The 25,854-nt window shown below is 71.1% G+C and carries 18 protein-coding genes; 9 read left to right on the top strand and 9 right to left on the bottom strand.

Annotation, left to right across the window (positions count from 1 at the left end; all coding sequences use genetic code 11):
• Positions 1 to 140 precede the first annotated feature (140 nt).
• Positions 141 to 1,865 carry a cation:proton antiporter gene (locus CAP_RS38395; RefSeq protein WP_044250169.1) on the bottom strand — a complete coding sequence of 575 codons (1,725 nt, stop codon included), beginning with the start codon at positions 1,863 to 1,865 and terminating at the stop codon, positions 141 to 143.
• A 247-nt stretch (positions 1,866 to 2,112) separates the two neighbouring features.
• On the opposite strand from CAP_RS38395, the gene CAP_RS38390 reads away from it, so the two are divergent.
• Positions 2,113 to 3,018, top strand: a complete 906-nt coding sequence (locus CAP_RS38390; RefSeq protein ID WP_231511944.1) for a terpene synthase family protein — start codon at positions 2,113 to 2,115, stop codon at positions 3,016 to 3,018.
• Positions 3,019 to 3,080: 62 nt separating this feature from the next.
• Here CAP_RS38390 and CAP_RS38385 read toward each other — a convergent pair whose 3' ends face one another.
• The 4 genes from CAP_RS38385 to CAP_RS38370 all read right to left on the bottom strand — a co-directional run bounded on the left by CAP_RS38385 (position 3,081) and on the right by CAP_RS38370 (position 8,277).
• Positions 3,081 to 4,709 (bottom strand): VWA domain-containing protein, encoded by a 1,629-nt coding sequence (locus CAP_RS38385; protein ID WP_044250167.1) that lies wholly within the window; start codon positions 4,707 to 4,709, stop codon positions 3,081 to 3,083.
• A 158-nt stretch (positions 4,710 to 4,867) separates the two neighbouring features.
• Positions 4,868 to 5,422 (bottom strand): hypothetical protein, encoded by a 555-nt coding sequence (locus CAP_RS52965; RefSeq protein ID WP_197041538.1) that lies wholly within the window; start codon positions 5,420 to 5,422, stop codon positions 4,868 to 4,870.
• A 19-nt stretch (positions 5,423 to 5,441) separates the two neighbouring features.
• Positions 5,442 to 6,785 carry an oxygenase MpaB family protein gene (locus tag CAP_RS38375; protein WP_052376729.1) on the bottom strand — a complete coding sequence of 448 codons (1,344 nt, stop codon included), beginning with the start codon at positions 6,783 to 6,785 and terminating at the stop codon, positions 5,442 to 5,444.
• A gap of 208 nt (positions 6,786 to 6,993) precedes the next feature.
• Complete coding sequence (locus tag CAP_RS38370) at positions 6,994 to 8,277, bottom strand: hypothetical protein (protein WP_044250164.1); 1,284 nt, start codon at positions 8,275 to 8,277, stop codon at positions 6,994 to 6,996.
• Positions 8,278 to 8,540: 263 nt separating this feature from the next.
• Here CAP_RS38370 and CAP_RS38365 point away from each other — a divergent pair, with 263 nt between their 5' ends.
• Positions 8,541 to 9,569 (top strand): hypothetical protein, encoded by a 1,029-nt coding sequence (locus tag CAP_RS38365; protein WP_044250162.1) that lies wholly within the window; start codon positions 8,541 to 8,543, stop codon positions 9,567 to 9,569.
• A gap of 27 nt (positions 9,570 to 9,596) precedes the next feature.
• Here the strand turns inward: CAP_RS38365 and CAP_RS46515 are convergent, their stop codons facing one another.
• On the bottom strand, positions 9,597 to 12,674 hold the full coding sequence (locus CAP_RS46515; protein WP_156041515.1) for a hypothetical protein: 3,078 nt from the start codon (positions 12,672 to 12,674) through the stop codon (positions 9,597 to 9,599).
• A gap of 484 nt (positions 12,675 to 13,158) precedes the next feature.
• Between CAP_RS46515 and CAP_RS38355 the strand changes: the two genes are divergently transcribed.
• The 4 genes from CAP_RS38355 to CAP_RS38340 all read left to right on the top strand — a co-directional run bounded on the left by CAP_RS38355 (position 13,159) and on the right by CAP_RS38340 (position 17,929).
• Positions 13,159 to 15,039: a protein-arginine deiminase family protein gene (locus tag CAP_RS38355; RefSeq protein WP_052376727.1), complete on the top strand. Its 1,881-nt coding sequence runs from the start codon at positions 13,159 to 13,161 to the stop codon at positions 15,037 to 15,039.
• Positions 15,036 to 16,019 carry a hypothetical protein gene (locus CAP_RS38350; RefSeq protein WP_052376726.1) on the top strand — a complete coding sequence of 328 codons (984 nt, stop codon included), beginning with the start codon at positions 15,036 to 15,038 and terminating at the stop codon, positions 16,017 to 16,019. Before CAP_RS38355 ends, CAP_RS38350 begins: the two co-directional genes overlap by 4 nt.
• Before the next feature lie 267 nt (positions 16,020 to 16,286).
• On the top strand, positions 16,287 to 17,204 hold the full coding sequence (locus CAP_RS38345; protein WP_156041514.1) for a sugar-binding protein: 918 nt from the start codon (positions 16,287 to 16,289) through the stop codon (positions 17,202 to 17,204).
• Positions 17,205 to 17,404: 200 nt separating this feature from the next.
• Positions 17,405 to 17,929: a hypothetical protein gene (locus CAP_RS38340; RefSeq protein ID WP_052376725.1), complete on the top strand. Its 525-nt coding sequence runs from the start codon at positions 17,405 to 17,407 to the stop codon at positions 17,927 to 17,929.
• Between the two features lie 39 nt (positions 17,930 to 17,968).
• Here the strand turns inward: CAP_RS38340 and CAP_RS38335 are convergent, their stop codons facing one another.
• Together CAP_RS38335 and CAP_RS38330 are read right to left on the bottom strand one after the other, a co-directional pair.
• The gene (locus CAP_RS38335) at positions 17,969 to 18,796 is read right to left on the bottom strand and encodes a metallophosphoesterase family protein (protein WP_081865703.1); all 828 of its coding nucleotides are present in this window, start codon (positions 18,794 to 18,796) and stop codon (positions 17,969 to 17,971) included.
• 34 nt (positions 18,797 to 18,830) lie between these two features.
• Positions 18,831 to 19,769: a nucleotidyltransferase family protein gene (locus tag CAP_RS38330; protein WP_052376724.1), complete on the bottom strand. Its 939-nt coding sequence runs from the start codon at positions 19,767 to 19,769 to the stop codon at positions 18,831 to 18,833.
• A gap of 306 nt (positions 19,770 to 20,075) precedes the next feature.
• Between CAP_RS38330 and CAP_RS38325 the strand changes: the two genes are divergently transcribed.
• Positions 20,076 to 21,002, top strand: a complete 927-nt coding sequence (locus tag CAP_RS38325; protein ID WP_044250157.1) for an aldo/keto reductase — start codon at positions 20,076 to 20,078, stop codon at positions 21,000 to 21,002.
• A 237-nt stretch (positions 21,003 to 21,239) separates the two neighbouring features.
• The gene (locus CAP_RS38320) at positions 21,240 to 22,604 is read left to right on the top strand and encodes an NAD-dependent succinate-semialdehyde dehydrogenase (protein ID WP_044250187.1); all 1,365 of its coding nucleotides are present in this window, start codon (positions 21,240 to 21,242) and stop codon (positions 22,602 to 22,604) included.
• A gap of 595 nt (positions 22,605 to 23,199) precedes the next feature.
• Here CAP_RS38320 and CAP_RS38315 read toward each other — a convergent pair.
• The gene (locus CAP_RS38315) at positions 23,200 to 23,748 is read right to left on the bottom strand and encodes a hypothetical protein (RefSeq protein ID WP_044250155.1); all 549 of its coding nucleotides are present in this window, start codon (positions 23,746 to 23,748) and stop codon (positions 23,200 to 23,202) included.
• Positions 23,749 to 24,181: 433 nt separating this feature from the next.
• On the opposite strand from CAP_RS38315, the gene CAP_RS51460 reads away from it, so the two are divergent.
• A complete protein-coding gene (locus tag CAP_RS51460; RefSeq protein ID WP_052376723.1) occupies positions 24,182 to 25,807 on the top strand; it encodes a hypothetical protein in 1,626 nt (541 codons plus the stop codon).
• Positions 25,808 to 25,854 lie beyond the last annotated feature (47 nt).

The raw sequence follows: 25,854 nt of genomic DNA, 5'->3' as shown, positions 1-25,854 counted from the left end.
CCCTGAGAGGCAACCGATCGGTCGTGGCGATGGAGCTTGGTCATGTCGCCGCCGGAACCAGGCAAGCGCCGCGCCGTCCTCCAGTGTCCGGCCTGGCACAGCCCGCCCCCCCTCGCGTTCCCCCCAGGCTCCACCTGGGATCAGGCTGGGGGCGTCCCCCCGTCCATCAGCGACGCGATCTCGTTGCGCACCCGCGCGCGTTCCCGGTCGAGCTGCTCCCCCGTCGCCCCGAGCTTGGTCAGGAGGTGCTCCGTCATGGCCAGCGCCACCTCCGCCTCTGCCGCAGTCACCATCGACGCTCCCACCGACTTCAGGGACTGCACCTCCCGCACGTACGTCGTCCTCGCCAGCACCTGGATGTCCGGGTTCAGGGCCCGCGCCGCGAGGATCACCGCATCTGCCGGCGATCCCGACGCCGCGAAGACCAGGCTCGACGCCTCCTTCACCCCTGCCCGCTCCAGGATCTCGAGCTGTGACGCATCGCCGTAGACCGCCCGGGTCCCCTCCCGGTTCAGCCGGTGCACCGTCTCGTGGTTCAGCTCGATCACCGTGGGCTCGATCTGGTTCTCCTTGAGCAGCTTCGTGAGCGTGCGTCCCACCGGACCGTAGCCCACCACCACCGCGCGGTGAGTGGGGTCATTCGGGTTCGCGGCCAGCGGTGCATCCGCCTTCTCTGGCCACCGCGCCGAGAGCCAGCGTGACGCGGGCTCTACGTAGCGGAACAGCAGCGGGTTCAGGGTGATGGACACCACGGAGGCCACCACCAGCGCTGGCGTCGACTCCGCCGGCAGGACTCCGAGGCTCCGCCCGAGCGCCGCCAGGATGAACGAGAACTCCCCGATCTGGGCCAGCGCCACGGACACCGAGAGCGCCTTCTTCAGCGGATAGCGAAGCAGCAGCACCACCGCGAACGCCGCCACCGGCTTCCCCACCAGCACCACCGCCAGGGTCGCGAGGACCAGGCCCAGGTTCGCTCCGATCGCCTTCGGATCGAAGAGCATCCCCACCGACACGAAGAACAGCACCGCGAACGCATCGCGCAGCGGCAGCACCTCGGAGGCGGCCCTGGAGCTGAGCGCCGACTGCCCCACCACCATCCCGGCAAGGAACGCGCCGAGCGCCATCGAGGCCCCGAACAGCTTCGCAGACCCCACCGCGATGCCGAGCGCGAGCACCAGCACGGTCAGCGTGAACAGCTCCCGCGATCGGGTCTTCGCCACGTACCCCAGCAGGCGCGGGATCACCCACTGCCCCCCCACCAGCGTGAAGACCACCAGCGCGCCGATCTTGAGGACCGCGCCCCCCACGGACAGCAGGATCCCCTGGATGTCGCCCTTCGCCTCTGGCCCGGTGAGCACGGGCAGCATCACCAGCACCAGCACCGTGAACACGTCCTCGACGACCAGCCACCCCACCGCCACGTGCCCGGCCGGCGTGTGCAAGACATCGTAGTCCGACAGGACACGCAGCAGGACCACCGTGCTCGCCACCGAGATGGCCAGGCCGAACACCACCCCGGCGGCGCTGCTCCAGCCCACCAGATGCGCGACCAGCACCCCGAGCCCCGTCGCCACCGCGATCTGCACGATGGCACCTGGCAGCGCCACTTGCCGGACGGCGAGCAGCTCCTTCAGGTGAAAGTGCAGGCCGACGCCGAACATCAGCAGGATGACCCCCAGCTCCGCGAACTGCTCCGCGATCCCTGCGTGCGCCACGAAGCCTGGCGTGAAGGGCCCCACCGCGATCCCTGCGAGCAGGTAACCCACGATGGGAGAGAGCTTGAGGCGGTGCGTGATGAAGCCCAGCACCAGAGCGGCAGAAAGCCCGCCGGTCAGTGTGAAGATGAGGTCGAGGTTATGGGGCATCGTCCGGTGTCCGAGGTGTGGTCTGGCGTCCTGCGGGCGAACACGCCAGGTCGTCTTGTGTGTGAATCGCTCATCCGCTGTGGACACGGAAAGTGCGTTCGGATCGGCGTGGATACGCACCCCTCGGGTCACCAGCGCCTTCGTGAGTCGAGGTATGGTCGTTCACTGGGGCGCTCCTGTACGCAACGCCTCGACCCGCACCATGAAGACCTTCGGCCCTCCGCTGTTGAGTTACCCCTTCCCGTCTGTGCGTCATCCGCTCTCGGAGCCGATCAATCGGGCCACGAACGACTGGATCCGCCGCTTCGAGCTCATGCCCGACGACCCTGCGGCGCAGCAACGCCACGAGGAGTACGGCTGGTTCACTGGACGCACCTACCCGCACGCCTCGCGCGAGGTCCTCGAGGTGGCGACCTACTTCGTCGCCTGGCTCTTCCTCGCGGACGATCAGCTCGACGAGACCGACCTCGGGCGCGAGCTCGACCGTGTGGCCTCGCTGCACGCCCGCTTCGGCGCCGTGCTTTCCGGCGCTTCCCCCCGCCCCGACGATGCGAAGCTCACCCACGCCCTGCACGACGTCCGCACCCGCTTCGTCGAGATCGCCTCTCCGGCCTGGGTCGACCGCTTCTGCCACGACACGATCGGGTACTTCGAGGCCAACCGCTGGGAATGCGAGAACCGACGCAGGCAGCACATCCCGAGCCTCGCCGAGTACATCGCCATGCGCCCCTACACGGGCGCGGTCATCCCGTGCTTCGACATCATCCTCCTCACCAACGCCATCGATCTCCCGGAACGGATCCATGATCACCCTCTCGTCGAGGCCACCCTCCTGACCGCCAACCGGATCATCTGCTACTCAAACGATATTCTTTCGTTGAGCAAGGAAATACGGCATGGCGACGTCTACAATCTGGTGATACTCATCCAGCACGAGCAGGGGTGCTCCCGCGAAGAGGCCATCGCCCGCGCCACCAGGCTTCACGACGCCGAGCTCGCCACCTACCTCGACCTCGAACGCAGCCTCACCTCGTTCGAGGCGCCCATCGCCACGCAGCTCGCCAGCCTCACCGCGGGCCTGCGCGCCTGGATCCGCGCCAACTACGACTGGTCCGAGCGCGCCGCCCGCTACAAGGACGTCTCCGCTGCCTGAGCGCTGCTTGAGCGCTACTTGCCCGCCGCTTGCCCGCCGCTCGCGCGCCTCCTGGCTCATGATCAGGTGCGCGCGCCCCCGCCCTCCTCCTCGTAGCGCAGCTCCACGTCGCCCACCCGCAGCACGTCCCCAGGCCCGAGCGGCGCCGGCCGCGTCAGCCGCTCACCGTTCAGGCACGTGGTGTTCGTGCTCCCCAGGTCCGAGGCGATGAACTTCCCTTCTTGCCCCACGATCAGCGTTTGCATGCGCGACACGTTGGCGTCCACGATGCGCACCTGCGCGGCCTTCGTCCGCCCGATGGTGATCCGCGGCTGGTCGAGCGCATAGCGTCTCCCCGCGTCATCCCCGGCCACCACCACCAGCGACGCCCGTGGCAGCGCCCCTGCCACGCTCTCGACCATTCTCACACTCATTGGCGACGAGGCATGCATCTCCGACGCATCCACGAGCGAGCGGCTCTGCACCTGCGCCTTCCGGAATACCTGGTATGCCTCCTGGCTCGGCTTGCGCTCCATGGCCACCGCCTCGTCCACGAGCTGCTCGAGCGCCTCGTCGAGCGCCGACCCATCGCCCCGCGCCCGCCCAGGCTCCTCCTCGATGACGCGGATCATCTGCCGCAGCACCGCCGCCGCCCCCTCGAACTGCCCCCGGTCCGCTTGCCGACGCGCCTCTGCCCGCGCCTCGTCGGCCTGCGCGATCAGCACCTCTGCCCGCGCCACCGGCTCGGGCCCGGTCACCGCCATCCCCACGGGCACCTTCAGCACCGCCGCCAGCGACAGCGCCTCCACCTCCCCGGCCCGCCGGTACGACGCTGTCGCCCCCAGCGCCTCCCACATCCCTGCCTCTCGCGGCGGCGTCAGCGACAGCTCCGCCACCACCACCGCGCGCCCCCCGTCCAGCAGGTCCGGCACCCCCACCCGCACCCCGCCCGCCCCGAACCGGACCTCCGGGTTCCCGTAGAACCGCCTGATCTCGACCCCCTCCGCCGGCGCAAGCGACAGCTCCACCGCCTCCGCCACCGCGTCGCCCTGCACCCCGATCGCCTGCGCCAGCTCGATCGAGCACACCGACGGATCGGCAATGAAATGGTAACGACCGGCCCCCGCATCCGCGATCTGCGCCAGCACGTCCTCGTGGTGGTGCGCCCCGTACCCCAGGGTCGACACCACCACGTCGGGCCGGAACGACCGCGCCAGCGCCGAGAGATCCTCAGGCGTCACCTTCCCCCGGTTCGGCGCGCCATCGCCGAGCATCACCAGGAGCTGCCGCTCGTGCTTCCCCCGCGGCGGCATCATCGCCTTCCCGCGCAGGAGCCCCTCCTCCATGTTCGTCCCCCCCTCCGCCTTCAGCCGGTGCACACGGGTGCTGATCCGCCGCCGCGCCTCGGCATCCAGCAGCGCCAGCGCGACCACCTCGCTCGCCCCGTCCGAGAACGCCGCGATCCCCACCCGGTCCGTCGGCTCCAGCAGCCCGACCAGCCGGTCGATCGAGCCTGCCACCTGCTCCAGCGGCGGCCCCGCCATCGAGCCGGACACGTCGACCACGAAGACCACCGACAGCGGCGGCCTCGCGCGCTCCACCCCTTCCCCGAGCGCGCGCAGCGAGGCGACGAGGTGCGCCCGCACCGGCGTCCCCGGCGAGACACCGCGCAGATCGAGACCGAGCGCCAGGTCGAGGGCAGGAGGGGCCATGAGAAGAACTCTACCCCACGCCTGCACCCCTCCCAAGGCGAAGCCGGGGCCGGGACGAACGACCGCGGCCATCGGCCTCCCCACCCAGAAAGGCTGTCGGCGCTTCCCTGGAGCCTGCTGCTGTGTAGCCGCGCATGCTCTGGCGGGACAGGTCGTGCTCAGGGCTCCCGCGAGAACTCGCCGCAGCCCACCAGCTCGTTCAGGAAGGGCGAGGTCACGGTCCTCTGGAAGTTCCCCGAGAATGCCGGCGTCGCGTTGACGTTGTCCACGCGGAGGCTGACGGATTGCTCCTCCGTGTCGCTCACCTTCACGGCGGCGGTGAAGTTCTCGGCGCTCGTCGTGGCGTAGGTCGTGTCGGTCGTGAACCGGTAGTACGAGTCGTTGCCCATGCCGCTGCCACCTTCCCAGTCGATGGTGTAGGTGCCGGGCAGCTTGTCGCCGCTGATCTCGAGCGTGAACACGGCCGGGACGCTGGTGTCCGTGGCGATGGTGAGCACGCAGTACTGCGAGGAGTACTTCCCGACGTAGGGCTCGACCCAGGAGCGCATCACGCAGGTGTCGGCGTACTGGCCGGGTGCGCCCGGGTCGTCGGCGAGGGTGCACTCGGTCTCGGTGGCGGTCGACCCATCGCCGCCATCGTCGTCGCCACCACAGGCCACGAGCGACACCACCATCAGCATGACCCCCACCCGTGACCATGTCCGCATGCGCATGAAACCTCCAGCGAACATCCTAGCCGAAAGCCGCGCCATGGGGGCCGTTTCGACGCGCGGAGGGCGAAGGCGGCGGCGGGGATGCGGTCCTGTGCGCTTGCGCTTCCGGCTCGCGGGCGCAGGGGTCGACGGCGCGGTACTCCGCCCGTCGGGCGCCGAGCCGCGCGGCGACCCACTGGCGCGTCTCGCTGCGGGCCTGGGTGTCCAGCCAGTCGTCCAGGTGGCGGTTGCGCCTGCGGATCGTCTCGCGGGCGTAGACGAACGGCGCCTGGGCCAGGGGGTGGAAGCGCCAGAGACCGGGGCGCGGCAGGCCGTAGCGGGCGTAGGTCGGCGGCGACAGGAAGAAGCTCACGTAGCCGAGCTGGAGGCGGTACTCGAGGTGCTTGCGCCACGCCGAGGACCAGGGCTCGGAGGCCGGAGGCGCGTAGGAGGCGAGATAGGACCGGGCGAGGTGCACGCCGTCGTCGCCGGAGCGGCCAGCGCCTTTCACCATGGCGGTGAAGAGCAGCCCCACCCCCTCGTCGACGGTCTCGGGGAACCAGCGGGGCTGGACGCCCATCAGGTGCCCCACGTAGCGCCAGAAGTGCATCAGGGCGGCGATCTCCTCGCGGGAGGTGCGGTAGCCGAGGAGCTTCAGGCCGTGACCCGGCGCGATGCTGCCGCCCATCAAGGTGAGCATGGCGTCGGCCTGGCTGATGGGCACACCCCAGGCGGCGAGATCCCAGCGGGGATGGGCGAGGAGGCGCTGGCGGACGAAGACGTGCATCATGCGCACGTGCAGGGCCGTCTCGCGGCCGCGCTGACCGGGGCCGAGGGCGCCTGGCTCGGAGACGTCCACCCAGAAGGCGGCGGTCTCCAGGAAGCGGCGGTTGGCAGAGCTGCCGGTGTAGGCGCCCGTGAGCGCCAGCGGCCTCGCGACGGAGCTCTCGCGGTAGCCTTCCAGGGTGATGGCCCCGGCGAACGAGTAGAGGTGGGTGCCGTAGCGGCGGAAGACCCGCGCGCCGAGCTCCACCAGGCGCTCGTCGAGCCAGGGTGGCCTGACCTCGATCTCGGCGAAGAGGCGGCGGAGGGAGGGCGGGGGGTCGGGGATGGCGTCGACACCGCGGGCGAGGGCGCGATCGAGGAGCTTGCGGCCCTCGGCCTGGCCGCGCGGGAGGTGGACGTCGCGGGCGAGCGCCTCGGCCACGGGATCGGCGTCGTAGTAGGCGTGGGCGTAGGCGCGCACCTTGGCATCGGGGAGCTCGGGGTCAGCGCCGAAGAGGGCGTGGATCCCCCGGCGCAGGAGCTGCGCCCTCACGCTCCGGATGTTGTGCCAGTAGCGAAACTCCGTGGGAATGCGCTCTTCGGCGGCTTGCTGTTCCAAGACTCCCCCCGATCCGTGCCTCGCGGCCAAGCGTCCAGCGTGCCGAGGTCGGGGGGGACGGTCAATGACGCTTACGCGGATGCAGGCGCGATCAGGAGCTGCCTGTAGAGCGCGCGGAGCGAAGTGGCCGTCTGGGGCGGGCATGGTCAGGAGCCGCGCACGCCGATCTGCAGCGCGCGCGTGCGCCGGTCCCCGCCGGCCCTCACCCTCAACGCGCTGTCCTGCCGCAGGCATCGAGGCCGCGCACGACGTGCGAGAACTGATCCCTGGGCATGGGGGAGGTGAAGGAGCTGCGCGCCACGATCGAGACGAAGTAGTCGTTGATGCGCACCTCGCCGCCGCTCTTCGGGCGCCAGGAGTAGCTCTTGCCGCCGCCGCGCAGGTGGTCGCCCTCGGAGGCGTGGAAAGGGTTGCCGAGCAGCCCGTTCACGCACGCCACGATGGCGGCCTGGTTGGCGAACGTCTGCACCCCAGGAGGCGGCCCGAGGCTGGCCTCCTCCATCAGGCTCGCCTTCTTGTTCGCCCAGGAGAGGGTGAGCGTACCGAACCAGGGGTGATCGATCCCCGCCTTGTACTTGAGATTGATGTGGAGCATGGGCACGGCGCCCGGGTAGGTCGCCTTCACGGCGGCCCCGCTCCGATCGACATCGGCCTGGAGATCGAGGGAGGCGAGCCGCTGGAGGGGAGAGCCGATGCCGAGGTAGTCGCGCACGAACTGCGCGTCTGCCAGGGGTTGATCGAACAGCACCGCTTTGCTCACGGCCCACAGGGCCTCGGCCTGCTCCCGCCAGAAGGGGTTCGCGCCGTAGATGAAGCGGTCCACCTCGGTGGTGAGGCTGAGGAAGGCCCCCTCCGGCGTGAAGTGCAGCGAGCAGCCCTCCCAGAGGTACGCCGGCGCCTTGTACCGCGGGCCGAGGACCTCGGGCAGGCGCCTCTCGATCGTCGCCCGCTGGGTGTTGATGGAGCGGACGCTCAGCGAGACGCTCTGCACGTGCTCGGGGTGGGCCGGGTCCCAGGTGAACGTCGCGGACTCCACGCGGCTGTCCGCGATGGGCACGACCATCTTGTGGTTCGCGCCCACCTTGATGCCCGTGAGGCGCGAGAGCTGGTCCTGGCTCTCGCGCAGCGTGATCGCGAGGATCTTGTCCCGGGAGACGCCGCTCACGGGGAGACCCGCGGTCCCGGAGCGCGACGGCGGCGCGCTCGCCACGAAGAAGGCGACTCCCCCTGCGATCATGAACACGAACATTGCGCCGCCGAGCGCTATCCAGACCGCCGCCTGCGATCGGTGGTAGTGGAGCTGCGCGCCCGTGGGGTTCAGGTGCGGCGGCGGCGTCCAGTGAGGGGGCGGCCTCCAGTCCGGGGGTGTCTGGGGGGCGACCGTGCGGAGGGCACGGGTGTGGCTCGTTTTCCCGCAATAGCGGCACTTGGTCACGGCGTTCGTCCCCGAGACGTCGAGGGGGGCGCCGCAGAAGGTGCACTCGACCAGCATGTGCGCGCAGGCTACCACGCGCGCGCCGTGGGCTCTTCTAGCGACGGCATCGTGCGTCGCCACCGCACGCGCACGGTGTCACGCGACCATCCACGCCCGTGCGCGCAGGAGGACGCGCGTGGGCCGGCATCGCGGCGCGGGTTGTCACCCAAATTTCGCTTGAAGCACCGAGCACCCGATGACACACGCGACGCATGCCCGAGGACCGGAGGACACGGCGATGTGCCCCGGTGCCCCCAGGTCCTCCTTTTCGCGAGGTCGACATGAAGCGAAGCCTGTCGTGGATGAATGCGTGCGCGTGGATGCTGCCCGTGGCGCTGCTGGGTGGCTGTGGTGGCATGGTCGGAGACGAGGTGGAGCCAGGGTTCGAGGACGCCCTCGCCCCGGTCGGCGAGGCTGCCTCGGCGCTGCTCGCCCCGCCTCCCCCTCCGGCGAGCGGCAACATCGCCGACAGCACCACCTACCTCGGGCCGCTGGCCATCGGGAGCGCGGTCCAGACCTCTTTCACCACGAGCCCGCAGTACTACGCCTTCGGCCTCCAGGTCCCCTCCCACGCGCAGCTCAAGCTGGAGGTCACCCACCTCGGCAGCTCCAATGGGCTCGACACCAGCCTCTTCCTCTATGGACCGCGCGACGCGAGTGGCGCGAACGGTAGCTACGGCGTGACGCCGGTCGCCCTGGACGACGAGGATGGCTACGGCTCGCTCAGCCGCATCAAGGTGGTCTCCCTCGAGCAGGGTGGTGATTACCTGGCGGTGGTCAGCTCCGCCAGCGGCGCGGGCAAGCAATTCCGCCTGCAGGCCGATTGTGCCGGGTGGTCCTGCCTCCCCTCCCCCGCGCCCACCGCGCCGAGCACGGCGGCCCTCGATTTCCTGGAGCTGGACGTCGCGTCCTCCATCCAGGCCCAGCTCGACGCCGCCAACGGCCACGACGGCGTGAACTCGGAGCTGCGCACCTTCGATTTCGGCTGGCCCTATGCCGGCGAGCCCTCGCTCGACCAGGCCGTCAAGGAGGCCCTCAAGCAGGGCTACGATTACCGCTACAAGTACGACACCGGGCCGCTCACGCTCACCTACGCCGATTTCTTCGGGTACATGGTGTCGTTCTACCGGGGCCTGCACCCGGAGATCCTCGCGGAGTACGGCAATGGCACCGAGGCGGTGCAGGTGCGGCGCTACTACCGCACCTACCAGACGGGTCCCAATGGCGACCACTGGGACAGCCTCTTCATCATCCTCTTCCCGCAGTCCCACAAGGTCGTGGTCTACGAGCAGAGCATGTACGAGATCTGACGTGCGCTGATCCGCGCTTCCGCGCCGCTACCGGCTGCCGCGCCGCCCACGGCGACGCACCGCGAGCGCCATCAAGGCGAGCGCCGAGAACGCTGCGCGCTCGCCGAGGACGCCGGCAGATGCCCCGGCCGGGTCTCCCGGGAGCCTGCAGGAGCACGCGTCGCCGCCGAGGATCGGGGGCACGCTGCCGCCGCCTGCCCCACCCACGCCGCCGCCGCCCTCGCCCCCCGCGCCACCGCCCGTGCCATCCTGCGTGCAGACGCCGGCCACGCACGCGCCTCCAGGGCACGCCGTGCCCTCGGCGGCCAGCATGTCGGTGGGGCACGCAGCCCCCACGCCGTCACACACCTCGGCCACGTCGCACGTCCCCAGGGCAGCGCGGCACAGCACCCCGGCTCCGCGGACGACGTCGGCAGGGCAGTCTGCGGTCACGCCATTGCAGCTCTCCGGGAAATCACAGGGGCCAGCCGCCGGGCGGCAGGCAACCCCCGCGGCCGCGATCACGTCGTCGGGGCACGCCGCGTTCGCGCCATCGCACACCTCGGCCGCGTCGCAGAGGCTCTCCGCGTCACGGCACACGGTCCCCGCCGCGGCGAGCGCGTCGTCCGGGCACACGCCCGACAGGCCGTCGCACACCTCGGCCATGTCGCAGCCTCCAGTCGCCGCCCGGCACTCCACGCCAGCCCCCGCCACCACATCGTCCGGGCACGCGCCCGACGTGCCGTCGCACACCTCGGCCACGTCGCATGCCCCGGTCGCCGCGCGGCACTCCACGCCCGCCGCGGCGATCCCGTCGGGCGGGCAGGCATCGGTCAGCCCGTCGCAGGTCTCCTCCGCGTCGCAGCCCCCCACCGAGGCGCGGCAGGTGGCGCCGCTCGGCAGCAGCGCATCCTCCGGGCAGTCCACCGTCGCGCCGTCGCAGGTCTCCTCCGCGTCGCAGCCTCCCACCGAGGCGCGGCAGCTCGTCCCCGCCGGTGCCAGCGCGTCGCCGGGGCAAGTACCCACCACGCCATCGCAGACCTCCTCCGCGTCGCACGCCCCTGCCCCAGGGCGGCACACCTCACCGGCTGCCCGGATCGTGCACACCCCGTCGGCCGCCGCGCCGGCCGCCTCGCTGCAGGCCCGACACGCCTCGGTCCCGCCGCCGCAGGCCTGATTGCAGCACACGCCGTCGACGCAGAAGCCCGACAGGCAGGCGGCGGCCCCGCCGCAGGGCTGCCCCGCGTCGAGCTTCTCCACCTGGTGGAAGACCCGCGCCACACCCTGCAAGGCCAGCGCACCGGGGGCGCCGGCGATCACCGTGTCGGCGCCGACCCCCACCGAGATGCCCAGCTTGTCGTTGCCCGCCGTCGAGGGGAGCCTGCCGGTCCGGAGGAACGTGCCGCCGGAGCGATCGAAGAAGTGGACAGCCCCCGCGTCGGTCGCGCCTTCGAGCGGCGCCCCTACGACCAGTCTGTCGGCGCGGAGCGCGACCGAGGTCCCGAACGCCTCCGACGTGCCCGTATCCGGCAGGAGCTGCTGCGCCTGGGTCCAGATCCCCCCGCTCTGCGTGAGCACGTACACGGCGCCGGCGGCCAGCCCCGCCGCCGTGTCGCCGGGCGCGCCCACCGCCGCCGTCGTGCCATCCCGCGCCACGCTGTAGCCGAACCTGCGGACGGTGGGTCCCGGAGCGTCGAGCTTCTGGGCCTGCTCCCAGGCCCCGGAGACGCGCGCCATCACGTAGACCGCCCCCGCCAGGATGGTAGGGTTTCCGGGGTTCACGTGGCCCGGCGCGCCCACCAGCGCCAGGTCCCCGGAGAACGACAGCGACTCGCCGAACGCGTCCCCCGCCCCGCCGTCGATCGCGATGAGCTTCTCGACCTGGGACCAGATGCCGCCCGTCTCTCCGAAGATGTACACCGAGCCGCCGTTGGTGGCCTGATCGTCGTCGAAGTGGGCCCCCACGAGGAGCGTGTCAGCGTCCACCGCGACCGCGTTGCCGAACTCGTCGTTGGCCTGACCGTCCGCGGGCGTGAGCTGCTGCTGCTGGGTCCAGGTGCTGCCCGATCGCGTGAACACGTACGCGCGGCCCGGCGAACCGACCGGCATCGGGGCCGGCGCCCCAATCACCACCGTGTCGCCGGAGATCGCCACCGAGGCTCCGAAGCGGGCCGCGACGGGGCTCCCCGGCAGGTACGACGCGGTGAGCTTCTGCTGCTCCACCCAGGCACCACCCGTCCGCGTGAACACGTACGCCGCGCCCGCCTCGCCCACAGCCGCCACCGTCGCCCGGGGCGCCCCGATCACCGCGGTGTCGCCCGAGATGGCGAGCGACGCCCCGAGCTGCTGCGCGCCCGACCCCCCCGACGACGTGAGCACCTGGGACACCTCCCAGACGAGCGGATCGATCACCAGCGGATAGACCGCCTCCCGGTCGTCGACGAGGATCCGGATCCGCTCCCCCTGCACGTCGAGCTTCGCCGGCACCTCGCGCCCCTCCGCGTCGCGCACGAACAGCTCGGCGTAGCGGCCCGCCTCCTCTCCCGCCTCGTCCACGAGGCGCACCGCCGTCGCGTCCAGGCGCACTGGCCGCACCGAGCCTCCCACGGCCACGGACACCTCCACTGCGCCCTCGCCCCGCGCCGCGCAACCGGGACGCCGGGCGAGGTCGAAGCCCTGCTCCAGGCCGAGGGGCCCGTGCTGGTACCAGGTGACCACCTCTCCCTGCCGGTACTCGGCGCGCCGCCCGGCGAGCACCGGCGTCGCCTCCCCGACCTCCACCGCCGCCCCCTCGCACCCCAGCGCAACCGCGCCGAACGACGCCTCCCAGCCCCGCGCGCCCTCGCGCCCCCGCGCCACGACCCGCGCGCCTTCACCCCCGAGGCTCGCGGTCAGCCCCCTGCCCTCTGCCTCCGCCGCGAGGCCGCTGGGCGCCGCGCGGAAGTGGAACGCCTCCGGGGCGTCGGCCTGGATGGACGCGATGTACGCGGCGCGCAGGGCAGCAGGGGCACCCGAAGAATCTCTGGAGAGCGACTCCCCCAGCGTGTCCGCTCCGGACCCCGACATGCACGCCGCGGCGAGCAGACACCCGGCCCACCACACGCCGCGCGCCGCCCTTCCGGCCATCGTCCGACCTGGGGCAGAGGCGACCGGGGCTGCACCGGAGCGTCTGCGGAGAAGGGGGGGAGTCAACCTCGGAGCGCCTGCCATGCCGTCCTCCTGAGCTGCGAGCGATACCGATGCTTGACGGGCTGTCAGGCCGAGACGTCGCATACCTCGTGAAGGGCCATGATGGCCCGCCCGCCTCACCGTTGGGAAGAAGGACCTGCGGTGAGGCTGGACATACCTGTTGAAGGCACGCTGCTTTTTGTCGCCCCGCTTTCAGACCCCGAGGAGCTGTCTTCTCCGACCACCCCGGCCACCCCGGCCGCTCTCCGGGCCCTCCATACCTCGCCCTGGCAGCCTCATCGACGTGGCTGCTGGAACCCTGCGGTGACGCTGCCCGAGCGCGTGCGATCACCGTTCACGGCGCTTCGGGGGCAGGTGAGGTCCGTGGTATCTGGGATCCCACCGAGGTCGGAACCACCGGCCACCGAGGAGCAGGACCCTGATGGTGAAAGGTCGATGGACGTGGCTGGGCGCTGCCTTCCTCGCCGCTGGCGCCACGGCGTGCGGCACGGAGGTTGAGGACCTCTTCCCGAACTACGGCACGGGCGGGGCCGGCGGGGCTGGCGGCTTCCTCCCGACCAGCAGCGGGACAGGAGCCTCGGGAGGGGCGGGAGGCGCGGGCGCGAGCGGCGGAGGCAGCGCGGTCTCGGGCGGCGTGGATTTGCGCGCCGACGTGAACCGCGACGGCACGGTCGACCTCGACGACCCCGCGGACGACACGGACGAGGACACCTGGGACGCGAGCCACGGGGCCATCTTCCTCGCCAACATCGACGACGATCTCCAGACGTGCCCCACCGCGGCGAGCGTGAGCAACGCCGACCTCGCCGCCTGCAACGACGCGGCCGACGAGGTGGTGAACGGCGAGGATGATCTCCTCGATCTGGCCCGCCTGCGCGTCGCCCCCTGGCCCGAAATGCCGGTCGACGTCGCGCGGGTCACCGTCACCCCGGACGCGAACGCCACGGGCAGGGTGCGCATCTTCAAGGCCACCCCGACCGGCTTCCAGGCGCTCGACGAGGACGGCGCGCTGTCGCTCGACGACCTGAAGGAGGGCGTCGAGCTCGCCATCGAGGCGAAGAACTTCGTGAGGAACGCGGCGACCTGGGAGGGCTTCGCGGACATCACCCTCCGGGTCGAGGGCGACACCTGGGAGGCCCCCATCACCGACACCGTGCGGATGCGGGTCGCGCCGCTGCTCCTCCGCCACCACCTCGACCCCGCGCAGCAGGCCTACGTCACCCGCACCGACGGCAGCGGCTCCACCGTCTTCCGGGCCGGCCTCGCCGAGGCGGTGCAGGCCGCGGGCGTGCCGGTGGCCACCCGGGAGTTCACCGTCAGCGACCAGTGGACGCAGGACTTCTTCGAGACCGGCTACATGGCGATGCCGGGCCCCGGCGGGCAGAAGCACACCATCCACGTCAACGTCCGCTCGGCCAACTACAGCTCGGGGGGCAACCTCCGCTCGGCGGGCCGGGTGGTGTTCACCCAGCTCCGCGGCAAGGACGTCGCCGGCGCTGCGCAGTACGACCCCAACCACCCGAACTCGATGGACTCGCTGAACTCCTTCGGGAACACCGAGACCATCCCGCCCTACACCCTCGCCGGACAGACCTACCCTGTGGGCCGCATCCTCCGCGGCAAGACCGCGAGCTTCTACCCGGACGAGAGCTTCGACACGATGCTCACCTCCCAGGGCTACCAGTCGCCCGTGTACATCGACACCGAGTGGCTCTCGGTCGGCCACGTCGACGAGACCACGAGCTTCGTCAAGGCGCCGAACGCGCGCGGCTGGGTCCTCGTGCTGGCCGACCCTGCGATGGGCGTGCAGATGCTCGAAGACGCCGCGGCGGCGGGGAACGGCGACGTCGACATGTTCGTCGCCAAGGGCAACGCCCGCATCTCCATCAGCGAGGTCCTCGACGACCCCGACCTCATGAACACCAGCGCCTGGGCCGCCGCCGAGATCGACGGGCAGCGCGAGGTGCTGGTGCAGGAGACCGGCCTCGCCGAGGCGGAGATCATCCGCATCGGCAGCATCTTCGAGTCCCAGGGCGGCTACGCTGTCGCGTACGTCCCGGGGATGGTCAACGGCATCTACCTCTCGGACACCCACTTCGCGGCGCCCAACCCGTTCGGCCCCCAGATCGGCGGGCAGGACCTCTTCAAGCAGCAGATGATCTCGGCCTTCACCCCGCTCGGCATCACCTTGCACTGGATCGACAACTGGAGCCTGTACCACCTCCTCAGCGGCGAGGTGCACTGCGGTACCAACACCACCCGGGCCATCCCGGCGTTCAACTGGTGGGAGGCGGAGCAATGATCACGAAGAGCAAGGTCGCAGCGCTGGTCTTCAAGCTCGGGCTCGCGGGGGCGGTGCTCTCCGGCGTGGTCGGCGGCGTGGTCGGCTTTCCAGGCGAGGCGCGCGCCGAGGGCGCCCTCCTCGCCCCGAGCCGCCTCGCCCCGGCGGAGCGGACCCGCCTCACCGCGGACATCGCCGCCGCCAGGGCAGCCCACCCCGAGGCCTTCAAGGCGCTGGCCGAGGTGCGCAGGCAGCTCCCCGCGCTCGACGAGAGCCGCCGCGGCCGCATGGCCTCGGTCACCCCGCTGCTCAAGCGCCTCGGCGCCGACGCGCTCTACCCCATGCTCGACCAGCTCGCCGTGGAGGGCGGCGCGCGCGGAGAGCTGACCGAGACGGCGTGGCTCACCTGGCGGGTCAGCCTCCTCGAAGCGACCGGCATGCTGCGCGACGCCCGCACCGCCCCCGTGCTGACCGCGATCCTCGACGCCCCCGCGACGGACTTCGAGGTGATGCGCGAGGCCGCGTCGGCCCTCGGCAAGCTCGGCACCGACGCCGCGGCCACGAAGCTCACCGCCCTCGCCGCGACCGAGGGCCCCAAGCAGGCCGCGGTCCTCGCGGGCATGGGCGCCTGCCGCCGCCACGCCGTCGCGCGCGCGCTCGCCGCCTCCGTCGCCAAAACCTCCGACCAGGCGACGCTCCGGCACGTGGTGCACGCCCTCGGCGACGTGGGCTCCGCGTGGGCGTGGAAGACCCCCGTCATCTCCGCGAGCGGCGAGGAAACCGCCACCCGCGCGGAGGCCGCGAAGGCCCTGGTCAGCGCCTTCGTGGCCCACGACGGCGAGGTGCGCCGCGCCGCAGCCACCGCCATCCTGGTCGTGGACGATCCCTCGACCCCGGCGCTGATCCAGGCCTCCCGCCAGAACGCCTCGCCGGAGACCCTCGCCGCCCTCGACACGCTCGCCCGGCGCTTTGCCGCGAGCCCCCTCCGCCGCAAGCCCTGACCCTGCTCTACACGGCAGGGGCTCCCGCCCCCGCCCCCCGCCGAGCAAGGCTCGCCGGGGCCCCCCACTCCGCGATCCACCTGCGCTCTCCCGGAGTGTTCTGCCGCTTCGGGCCTGACGCCTGTCGCCTCGGGAAGCGCACATTGTCCCCGGCCGTGTGCGTCAGGACCCGCGGGCTCGCAAGCGCACGGACGCCGACGATGCGCCATGACCGGACGCATTGACGGCAGGCCCGCGTGCGCGTCTCCTAGAATGGGTCCCCCCTCCATGCAGCACCCCAGCAAGCACGCGCCGCTGTGGCGCCTCGTCGCCCCTCTCCTCGGTTCCCTCGTCGTCCCGCTCCTCGGCGCGGGCTGCGTCCTCGACCCGCTCGGCACCGGCCCCCTCGGCGCTGGCGGCGCTGGCGCGGGCACCGGGGAAGGCGGCGGAGGCACCACCTCCCAGGGTGGGGGAGGCACCACGGGCATGAACGTGGGTGGCAGCGGCGGCGCGGGTGGGAATGTCGAAGGCCCGGGCGGCAGCGGCGGCGCTGGCGGTACGGGCGGCGCTGGCGGCTCGGGTGGCGCTGGCGGCGGCACCACCTCCGGGGTCGTCATCGCCCGCTGCAACACGGAAGAGATCACGCTCGACGGCTCGCTCGACGATCAGTGGGACGGCACCGCGTACCCGATCGAGAAGGTCGTGGAGCCGAACGTGGGCCAGGATCCCCCCGTCCAGCCGGCGCACTTCCAGGCCCGGTGGAACGCCGGGTACCTCTACGTCGGGGTGCACGTGGACGACAGCACGCGCTACAACGACTCGGGCGATCCCTCCAGCTACGACGATGACTCCATCGAGGTCTACCTCGACGTCAACAACATGCCCACGGGGGTGCTCGGGTTCGACGACTTCCAGTTCAACGTCGGCTGGAACAACTCCGGTAACAACTGGGAGCGCAACGGCCGGACCATGGGCGTGATGTCCAACGACACCGACGTCAACAGCGGCTACGAGGTGGAACTCGCCATCCCCTGGTCCACGCTGGGCACCACGCCCGCCGCCGGAAAGGTCATCGGTTTCGACGTCGGCGTGAACGCGGACGTCAACGGCGCCGGCCGCGACTTCCACCTGATGTGGCAGGGCACCGCCCAGAACCACCAGAACACGCTCAGCTACGGGAAGCTCCAGCTCCAAGCCTGCCCCTAGTCCCTGGTACTCCGTTTCCCAGGTTCATTCCGGGTCCTCGGCTCGGCGTTCGAGCGAAGTCACGGGGGTAGCGACCGTCGGGAGCGTAGGGACCGAAGGTCCCTGATCCAGGGTACGCAGTACCACCCACCGCATTCCGTCCCTATCTCTCGCCCCCGTCCGTCTGGATCCGGCCCGCCTTCATGCCTATCCTTCGCCCCGTGTCGGACATGTGGCGACCTCTTTCTCTCCTCGCGAGCATCCTCGGTGCCCTCGGCATGGCGCTCGCGACCATGGCAGGCGCCTGTGACGACGGCGGCGGCGGCGAGGGCGGCGGCGGCAGCGGAGGTGCCGGTGGTGCGGGCGGGTGTCCCGTGGAGCTTCAGGCCCTGCTCAACATCACCATCCGCGCCGAGGAAGGAAACGTCCCTCCCGACACCACCGTCCGCGTCACGTGGAGCGTCGGGGAAGAGCCCGTGTTCCGCCTCGACGACACCTCCACCTGGAAGGCGCTCGACGAGTCCAACCTCGTCTGCGTCGTGGGTGAGGCCCAGCAACCCCCGGTCGACGTCCACGAGCTCCGCTGCCAGATCTGGACGAGCGGCCCCACCCGGGTCGAGGTCTCGGCCGAAGGCTTCGCGGCCTACGACCAGACCCTCACACCCCCCATGAGTGAAGCCTGCGAGGGCCCCGTCCCCCTTCAGGAGGACATCACCCTCAGCCGGGACGAGGTCGAGGAGCCCTGAGCCCCCACCGCTTGCTCACCGCCTGATCCCTCGGGGACCTCACAGATCCACGACGAAGAACCCCTGCCCCACGCTCTTCCGGAGCAGCGGGAACGCCACGTTGTACACCGGCACGCCCTTCGCGGTCCGCCCCTCCAGCGTCCCGTGGTGCGCGTGCCCGTGGAACACCACGTCGGCCCCGTGCATGTCCACCGGCGTCGCCAGCCGGCTCGACCCGAGGTAGGCGCGGATCTCGAGGTTCTCTCCCACCGTCGTGTCGGGCACGGGCGCGTAGTGCATGATCACCACCTTCCGCGCCGTGTCGAGCTGCGCGAGTGCCGCTTCGAGCTTCAGCTCCTCGCTCACCGCCTCCTGCACGAACGCCTTGATCGACGCCTCCCCGAACGCCTGCAGCGTCGCGCTCCCGAAGCCCCCGCAGAACCCCTTCACCCCCGCGACCCCGAGGTCGTCCGTGAACTCCACGTGATCCCCGTCGAGCACGTGCACCCCTGCCGCCTTCAGGATCTGACAGATCTCGTGCGCTGCGCCGTTCTCCAGATCGTGGTTCCCAAGCACCGCTGCGCACGGCACCTTCAGCTCGGTGAGCGCATCGGCGAGCGCCTTCGCCTCGTCGATGAGCCCGTGGTCGGTCAGGTCCCCGCACATCACGAGCCCCTGCGCACCGTCGTTCACGGCCCGGAACAGCTCCTTCAAGCGCACCACCTGGTCGATCCCGCGGCAGTGCAGATCCGAGGTCGCGGCGAGCCTGAACCGCGGCGGCGTGTACCGACCGTGGCCTGCCTCCCCGTCCTCCGCGGGGACTGCCGTGACTGCCGTGACCGTGCTCCCTGCAGCGGGCGCTCCCTGCTCGCTCGCGTCCGACGCCATGAGACCTCCTGCGCACTCTCCCGTGCACTTTCCGTCATGCGCTTCCCGTGCCGAGCGCTTTCGGGCGCGGCGGGGCCACGTTCGATCCCCACCCTGGTGACAGACAGAGGGGCAGCGCGTCCACGCTGGCCATCCCCCGCAGCTCGTAATCCTGGCGGTACTGCTCGTTGCTGATCAGGTGCCCGCGGCACACCTCGGACGCCGCGTCGCCTGCCCGCGACACCGCCTGCGTTCGCCGGCACAGCTCATCCATCACCCAGTCCGGCACCTGCCTCCGCGCGCCCGGATACACGAACCGGTACATGCTCAGGTGCGCGAACAAGAGCTCCCAGTGCGGCCCGAACCGCGCCAGGAGCCGCTCCCAGTCCATCTCGTGCCCGCACGCATAGATCAGGTGGTTGATGTCCGCCCCGTCGAAGCGCTCGCGCTCGTCCACGAAGGCCTTCGAGAAGATCATCTCCTCGGGCGGCGCGAGCGGCACCTGGTAGCCGAGCACCGCTCCCTCGCGCGCGTGCTGGAACCACAGATCGTCCACCACGCACAGGCCGTTGCTCGACGCGAAGATCAGATCCACGAAGCTGTCGCCGAAGTATGCCTTCCCGATCCAGCGCGCGTCCTGAATCTCGGTGCGGAAGCCTGCCTTCTCCAGCACGCGGAACGCCGCGGGCAGGTCCCGCTCGAGGAGGAAGAGGTCGAGATCCTTCGTCTCGCGGTAAATGCCTGTGTACGCGAACTGCGCGTACTTGCCCGCGACCAGGAAGGGCACCTCACCGTCGATCATGGCCGCCAGCGCGCGCGCCCGGATCTCGATCTCGTGCGCCTTGCCCGTCGGCGGAGGCTTCGCCTCCTCCCCCTGCGCCGGCGGCTCCTCCGCGCGCGGCACCAGGACGAAGTGCGACAGACACGCCGGGGAGGCCAACGTCACCGGCTCCGCATCCAGCAGCAAGTCCTCGGCTCGCTCGAACAGCCTCATACCTGGAGAGGATTAAGAACCTGCCCAGCCGATGGCCAGCCCTCCCAGCAGCCGATGGAGAAAAACGTGGAAGGCGCGACGTCACGTCCGCGACCGGCATCGGAGACAGATCTCTGGAGCGCGCACGGCGATCCGGCACGTTGCACGATTCCGCTGCCATCCCGGGGCACACCAGGTGCGCTTGCGTAGGCGTGCGCGGATGCTGCGGCCCCTGCGCTCCCTGCGCTCCCTGCGCTCCCCGCCTGGACCGCGCCTGCGCCGTCGAGTAACTCAACGCTCGAACCAACGTTCCAAGGAGACATCGTCATGGAGACGCGGAAGATCGGAGCCCTCGACGTGTCGGTGGTGGGCCTCGGCTGCAACAACTTCGGCATGAAGATCGACGCCGCCGAGACGGCCAGGGTCGTCGACGCCGCGCTCGACGCGGGCATCAACTTCTTCGACACCGCCGACATCTATGGCGGCACGAAGAGCGAGGAGTACCTCGGCAAGGCCCTCGGCAAGCGCCGCGACGAGGTGATCGTCGCCACCAAGTTCGGCATGAAGGTCGACGATCAGCGCAAGGGCGCCCGACCCGAGTACATCCAGCGCGCCGTGGAGGACAGCCTCCGCCGCCTCGGCACCGACCGCATCGACCTCTACCAGCTCCACGCCCCCGACCCCACCGTCCCCATCGAGGACACCCTCGGCGCCCTCGACGCCCTCGTGAAGGCCGGCAAGGTGCGCGAGATCGGCTGCTCCAACTTCTCCGCCGAGCAGCTCCAGGCCGCCGAGGCTGCCGCGAAGAAGGCCGATGGGGCCCGCTTCGTCAGCGTCCAGAACGAGTACAGCCTCCTCAAGCGCGAGCCCGAGAAAGACGGGGTGCTCGACGCGTGCAAGCGTGGAGGCCTCGCCTTCCTCCCGTACTTCCCCCTCGCCAACGGCCTGCTCACCGGCAAGTACCGCAAGGGACACCCCCTGCCCGAGGGCTCGCGCATCGCGTCGAGCGACTACTTCAAGAAGAGCCTCACCGACGAGAACCTCAACCGCGTCGAGGCGCTCATCCTCTTCGTCGCCCTCCACAACCACACCCTCCTCGACCTCGCCTTCTCCTGGCTGCTCACGAGGCCCGCCGTCGCCTCCGTGATCGCCGGCGCCACCACCCCCGAGCAGGTTCGCGCCAACGCTGCCGCCGGCACGAGCTGGAAGCTCTCCGACGCCGAGCTTGCCGACATCGATCACCGCATCGGCTGATCCCCCTGGAGCGCCTGCGCGCCTCCTCGCCGCATCGGCTGATCCCCCTGGAGCGCCTGCGCGCCCCCTCACCGCCCACCACCTGGCCGACGTGGTAGGGTGCGCGCCGGCCCAGCCGTCACCGGCCCAGCCGCCATCAACCCAGCCGCCATCGACCCTGCCGGCATCGACCTTGCCGGCATCGACCTTGCTGCCAACGACCTTGCCGCCATCGACCTTGCTACCAGAGGAGGCCCTGTGACCATCGCGACCGTCAACCCCGCCACTGGCGAGACGCTCCGCACCTTCACCCCGCTCCCCGAGGCCGCCATCGAGGACAAGCTCGCTGCTGCCGAGAAGGCCTACCGCGCCCTCCGCCGCAGCCCGATCAAGCAGCGCACCGCGGCCCTCCTCAAGGCTGCCGAGCTGCTCGATGCCGAGAAAGAAGCGCTCGGCAAGCTGATGACCCTGGAGATGGGCAAACCCATCCGCGCCGCCATCGCCGAGGCCGAGAAGTGCGCCTGGGTCTGCCGCTACTACGGCGAGAACGCCGAGCGCTTCCTCGCCCCCGAGGCCGTCCAGACCAGCGCCAAGGAGAGCTACGTCCTCTTCCAGCCCATCGGCCCCGTGCTCGCCGTGATGCCGTGGAACTTCCCCTTCTGGCAGGTGTTCCGCTTCGCCGCCCCTGCCCTCGCCGCCGGCAACGTCGGCCTCCTCAAACACGCCTCCAACGTCCCCCAGTGCGCGCTCGCCATCGAGGACATCCTCCTCCGTGCCGGCTTCCAGGAGGGCGCCTTCCAGACCCTCCTCGTCGGACCCGAGCTGGTCCCTCGCATCCTCGCCGACGACCGCGTCGCCGCCGCCACCCTCACCGGCAGCGAGGGCGCAGGCCGCGCTGTCGGCGCCGAGGCTGGCAAGCAGATCAAGAGGACCGTCCTCGAACTCGGCGGCAGCGACCCCTTCATCGTCATGCCCAGCGCCGACCTCGACGCCGCCGTCACCACCGCCGTCAAGGCGCGCACCATCAACAACGGCCAGTCCTGCATCGCCGCCAAGCGCTTCATCGTCCATGAGTCGATCGCCCCCGAGTTCGAGCGCCGCTTCGCCGAGGTCATGTCCCGCCTCAAGGTCGGCGACCCCATGGATCCCGCGACCGAGATCGGCCCCCTCGCCACCGAGCGCGTCCGCGCCGACATCGAGGCCCAGGTCGAAGCCTCCCTCCGCGCTGGCGCCCGCGCCCTCACCGGCGGCAAGCGCCTCGACCGGCCCGGCTACTTCTACGAGCCCACCGCCCTCGCCGACCTCCCCCACGACGCCCCCGCCGCCGCCGAGGAGACCTTCGGCCCTGTCGCTGCCCTCCTCCGCGTCAAGACGCTGGACGAGGCCATCGACCTCGCCAACGCCACCCGCTTCGGCCTCGGCGCCAGCGCCTGGACCCAGGACCCTGACGAGCGCGAGCGCCTCGCCACCGAGGTCGACGCCGGCGCCGTCTTCATCAACGCCATGGTCGCCTCCGACCCCCGCCTCCCCTTCGGCGGCGTGAAGCAGTCGGGCTACGGCCGCGAACTCGGAGTCTACGGCATGCGCGAGTTCCAGAACATCAAGACGGTCTGGGTGCAGTAGCCCCGCTGGAGAGGCAGTCCGACGCCGGAACCCGCCCCGTGGCGCCCGGCAGCCCCCGGACTGGCAGCGGTCACGCCCGTCGCGGAGGACCACCGGATCGCTCCGGCCGTGGAAAGGGGTCCGTCGGAGGCCGACCGGTCTTGTTCCGGCCCGGGAGCGCCTGGGTCGGAGGCCGACCGGTCTTGTTCCCGGGAACAACGCCGGTGGTCGGAGGCCGACCGGTCTTGTTCCGGACCGGAACAGCGCTGGTGGGCGACCGACGGGGGTTGTTCCAGGCCGGCGCAGGCGCGAAGAGGCAGGCTATGGGGGGTGGCGGGCCCGGGCAGCGGGGAAAAGGCAGAGGGACCCGGGGATCACGAGACGGAAAGGACGGCGGTGGTCAGCCGGAGAGCGCTCACCCGAGGCCGGAGGGAGGACGTGACCAGCAAGGGGCCGTTCTCCCTCGTCCCGGGTCCTTGCGCTGGCGTCCACGCAAGGTCACGGGGGTAGCGACCAACGGGAGCGTAGGGGCCGACAGGCCCCTGCTCCAGGGTACGCAGTACCGACCAATGGGAGCGTAGGGACCCTGGGTCCCTGATTTGCCGTGCGCAGTACCTCAGCTCCAGCGCTCGGGCTCGGACCACGAGAAGTGCACGGTCCGGAACACGTAGGAGCCGCCGGTGCGGCCCAGCTCCTCCCACACCTCTGGCGGGAGTTGCGCGGCCGTGAGCAACCGGGTCGCCGTCGCTGTCGTGCCGTCTTCGAAGCTCACCTCGAGGCGGGCCTCGTACTCCTCGCGCGGCGTCTTCGCGTAGCGCATCTGGATGCTCTTCACTGCATCCTCGATGGCGCTCACGGCCTCCGGCTCTGGTGTCCCTTCCAGCGCCCGCTGCACCGTGTCGCGATCGATCCCGTTCTTCCCCAGCTTCTTGTGGACCTCACGCGCCAGCATGTCGTCCACCCACCGATCCAGATCGGTCCGCTGACGCTTCCCGGGCTTCCCCTTCCTGCGCAGCTTCCGGAGCAGCTTCACTGCCAGCCAGATCACGAACGCCAGGAACAGCAGTGACGAGGCCGAAAAGCCCAGGAACGCCATGCCCTGACAGGAGCACGGCGTGGAACCATCCGCCGAGGCCAGCAGAAACAGCGAGAGTCCGGAGTGCATGACGCCTTGGATCCTTTCTACGAGGTGCCCCATCTTGCCGCACCCTCCGGCCCGGGTCGATAGCCGCCCTTCCGCAAGCACGCGTCTGCCCCGACCTACCCCCTCGCCCGCCTGCCCTGCCCCCTCGCCTTCTCTCCCCTCCCCACCGCCTTCCCTCCTCACCGCCACCCCCCTCCTCCTGCCACCTCCCCATGCCCCACGCCCTCTTCCCACGTCTTCCGTCGTCATTGTGCCGCGCACACCCTCTTTGCCTTCCGACGCGCCTCCCGCGACCGCCGCACGGCTTCACGCATCAACCATGGGCAGATCAGGCAATCCTGCCCTCCCATCCGGAATATTAATTGTCGTGAGGGCACCCTTCCGCGGCGCGGCGCCGCACTGACATGGGTGGCTCGAAAGTGCCGTTCTACGGCTCGAAGAGGGAGCGCGACCGATGACGACCAGCACACGCACACCCACTGGCACGCCCAGGAGCACCTGGCGCGGCCCGGTTCTCGGCCTCGTCGCCCTCGTGGTTCCCACCGCCACGGCCCTCGGCGTTGGCTGCGCCGAAGGCACCGTCTCCCCCTCCCCCGACATCCAGCCCGACAGCGGCACCGACGGCCCGACCAGCTACGGTGGCTGCATCCCGAGCGAGAGCGCCATCCCCGTCTCCGACGACTGCGGCGTCTGGGCTTCGAGCAGCCAGGGCAACGACGGCAACGCAGGCATCAAGGCTGGCCCCACGAAGACGCTCGCCGAGGCCATCTCGCGCGCCATTCAGCCCGACGGCACCGGCCGCGTCTACGCCTGCGCCGAGGAGTTCCCCGAGGCCGTCGAGATCCCCCCCGGCATCACGCTCTACGGCGGCCTCGAGTGCACGGGAACCTGGGAGTACATCGGCGCCCAGGAGAAGTCGGTGCTCGCCGCGCCCCCCGACCTCATCGCGATGAAGCTCCTCCCTGGCGAGGCCACGACACGGGTGGAAGACTTCGTGATCCGCGCCGCCGACGGTGCCACCCCCGGCGCCTCGTCGATCGCCGTGCTGGCCCATGAGACGCGCGCCGATCTCGTGCGCTGCGATCTCGCCTCGGGCAACGGCGCCACTGGCGCGACGGGCGCCCCCGGCGCGGTACCTGTCATGGAAGGCGACCCCGCCCCGCCGGCCTCCCCGGGTACACAGGGCAACCAGGGCACCAAGCCCTGCGTCCTGGTGACCGGCGGCGTGGCCCCCGTGAACGCAGGCGGTGCGGCCATGCAGAACATCTGCGAGGACGGCTCGGCCTCGATCGGCGGCAAGGGCGGTGACAGCACCACGAACGTGGGTCTCGACGGCGCGGCGGGTCAGATCGGCAGCGCCGGACCCGGAGGCCTCGGGCAGGCCGCCGGTTCGACGACCTGGGCCTGCACGGCAGGGAAGGGCCTCGGCGGCACCGGCTCCGAGGGGATGCTGGGAACGCCTGGCGCTCCTGCGAGCGGGCTGGGGATGCTGTCGTCGGCCACGGGCTTCGTGGGCATGGCCGGAGGCGCCGGTACCCTGGGGCGACCCGGGCAAGGCGGCGGGGGCGGCGGAGCCGGACGCGGGGGGTACTGCTCGTTCTTCCAGGGGGCCTTCGGTGCCGGCGGGAGCGGCGGGAGCGGTGGTTGCGGTGGGAAGCCAGGCCAGGGCGGCGGTCCCGGGGGCGCGAGCTTCGGGCTGGTGAGCATCAACGCTTCGGTGACGCTCACGGCAAGCACGGTGACTGCGGCGAGCGGGGGCGTGGGAGGTACCGGAGGCGAGGGTCAGGTCGGGGGTCCTGGCGGGGCTGGTGGGCTCGGAGGGGGAGACCCGGGAGCTGCGACCGACGGGTGCCCGGGTGGCGCCGGCGGGAAGGGCGGAGATGGGGGGCCTGGCGGTGGCGGGCTTGGGGGGCATGCGGCGGCGGTGGCTTTCAGCGGGGCTGCCGTGACCATGGAGGAGTCGACGCCGCTCCAGTTCGGGGCGGCCGGGGTGGGGGGGCCCGGCGGGGGGATGGCCAGCGGAGAGGTGGCGGAGGGCGGCCTGGCGGCGAAGGTGCTGGAGTTGCCGGTCGGGCCCTGAACGGAGCAGAGCGGAGCGGAGGGGCGCTTCGGTCTCCTGATGCGGAC

The organism is Chondromyces apiculatus DSM 436, assembly GCF_000601485.1.
Lineage (GTDB): Bacteria > Myxococcota_A > Polyangia > Polyangiales > Polyangiaceae > Chondromyces > Chondromyces apiculatus.
Note: the sequence above shows the minus strand (reverse complement) of the source record. Positions and strands in the feature narration are given on the sequence as shown.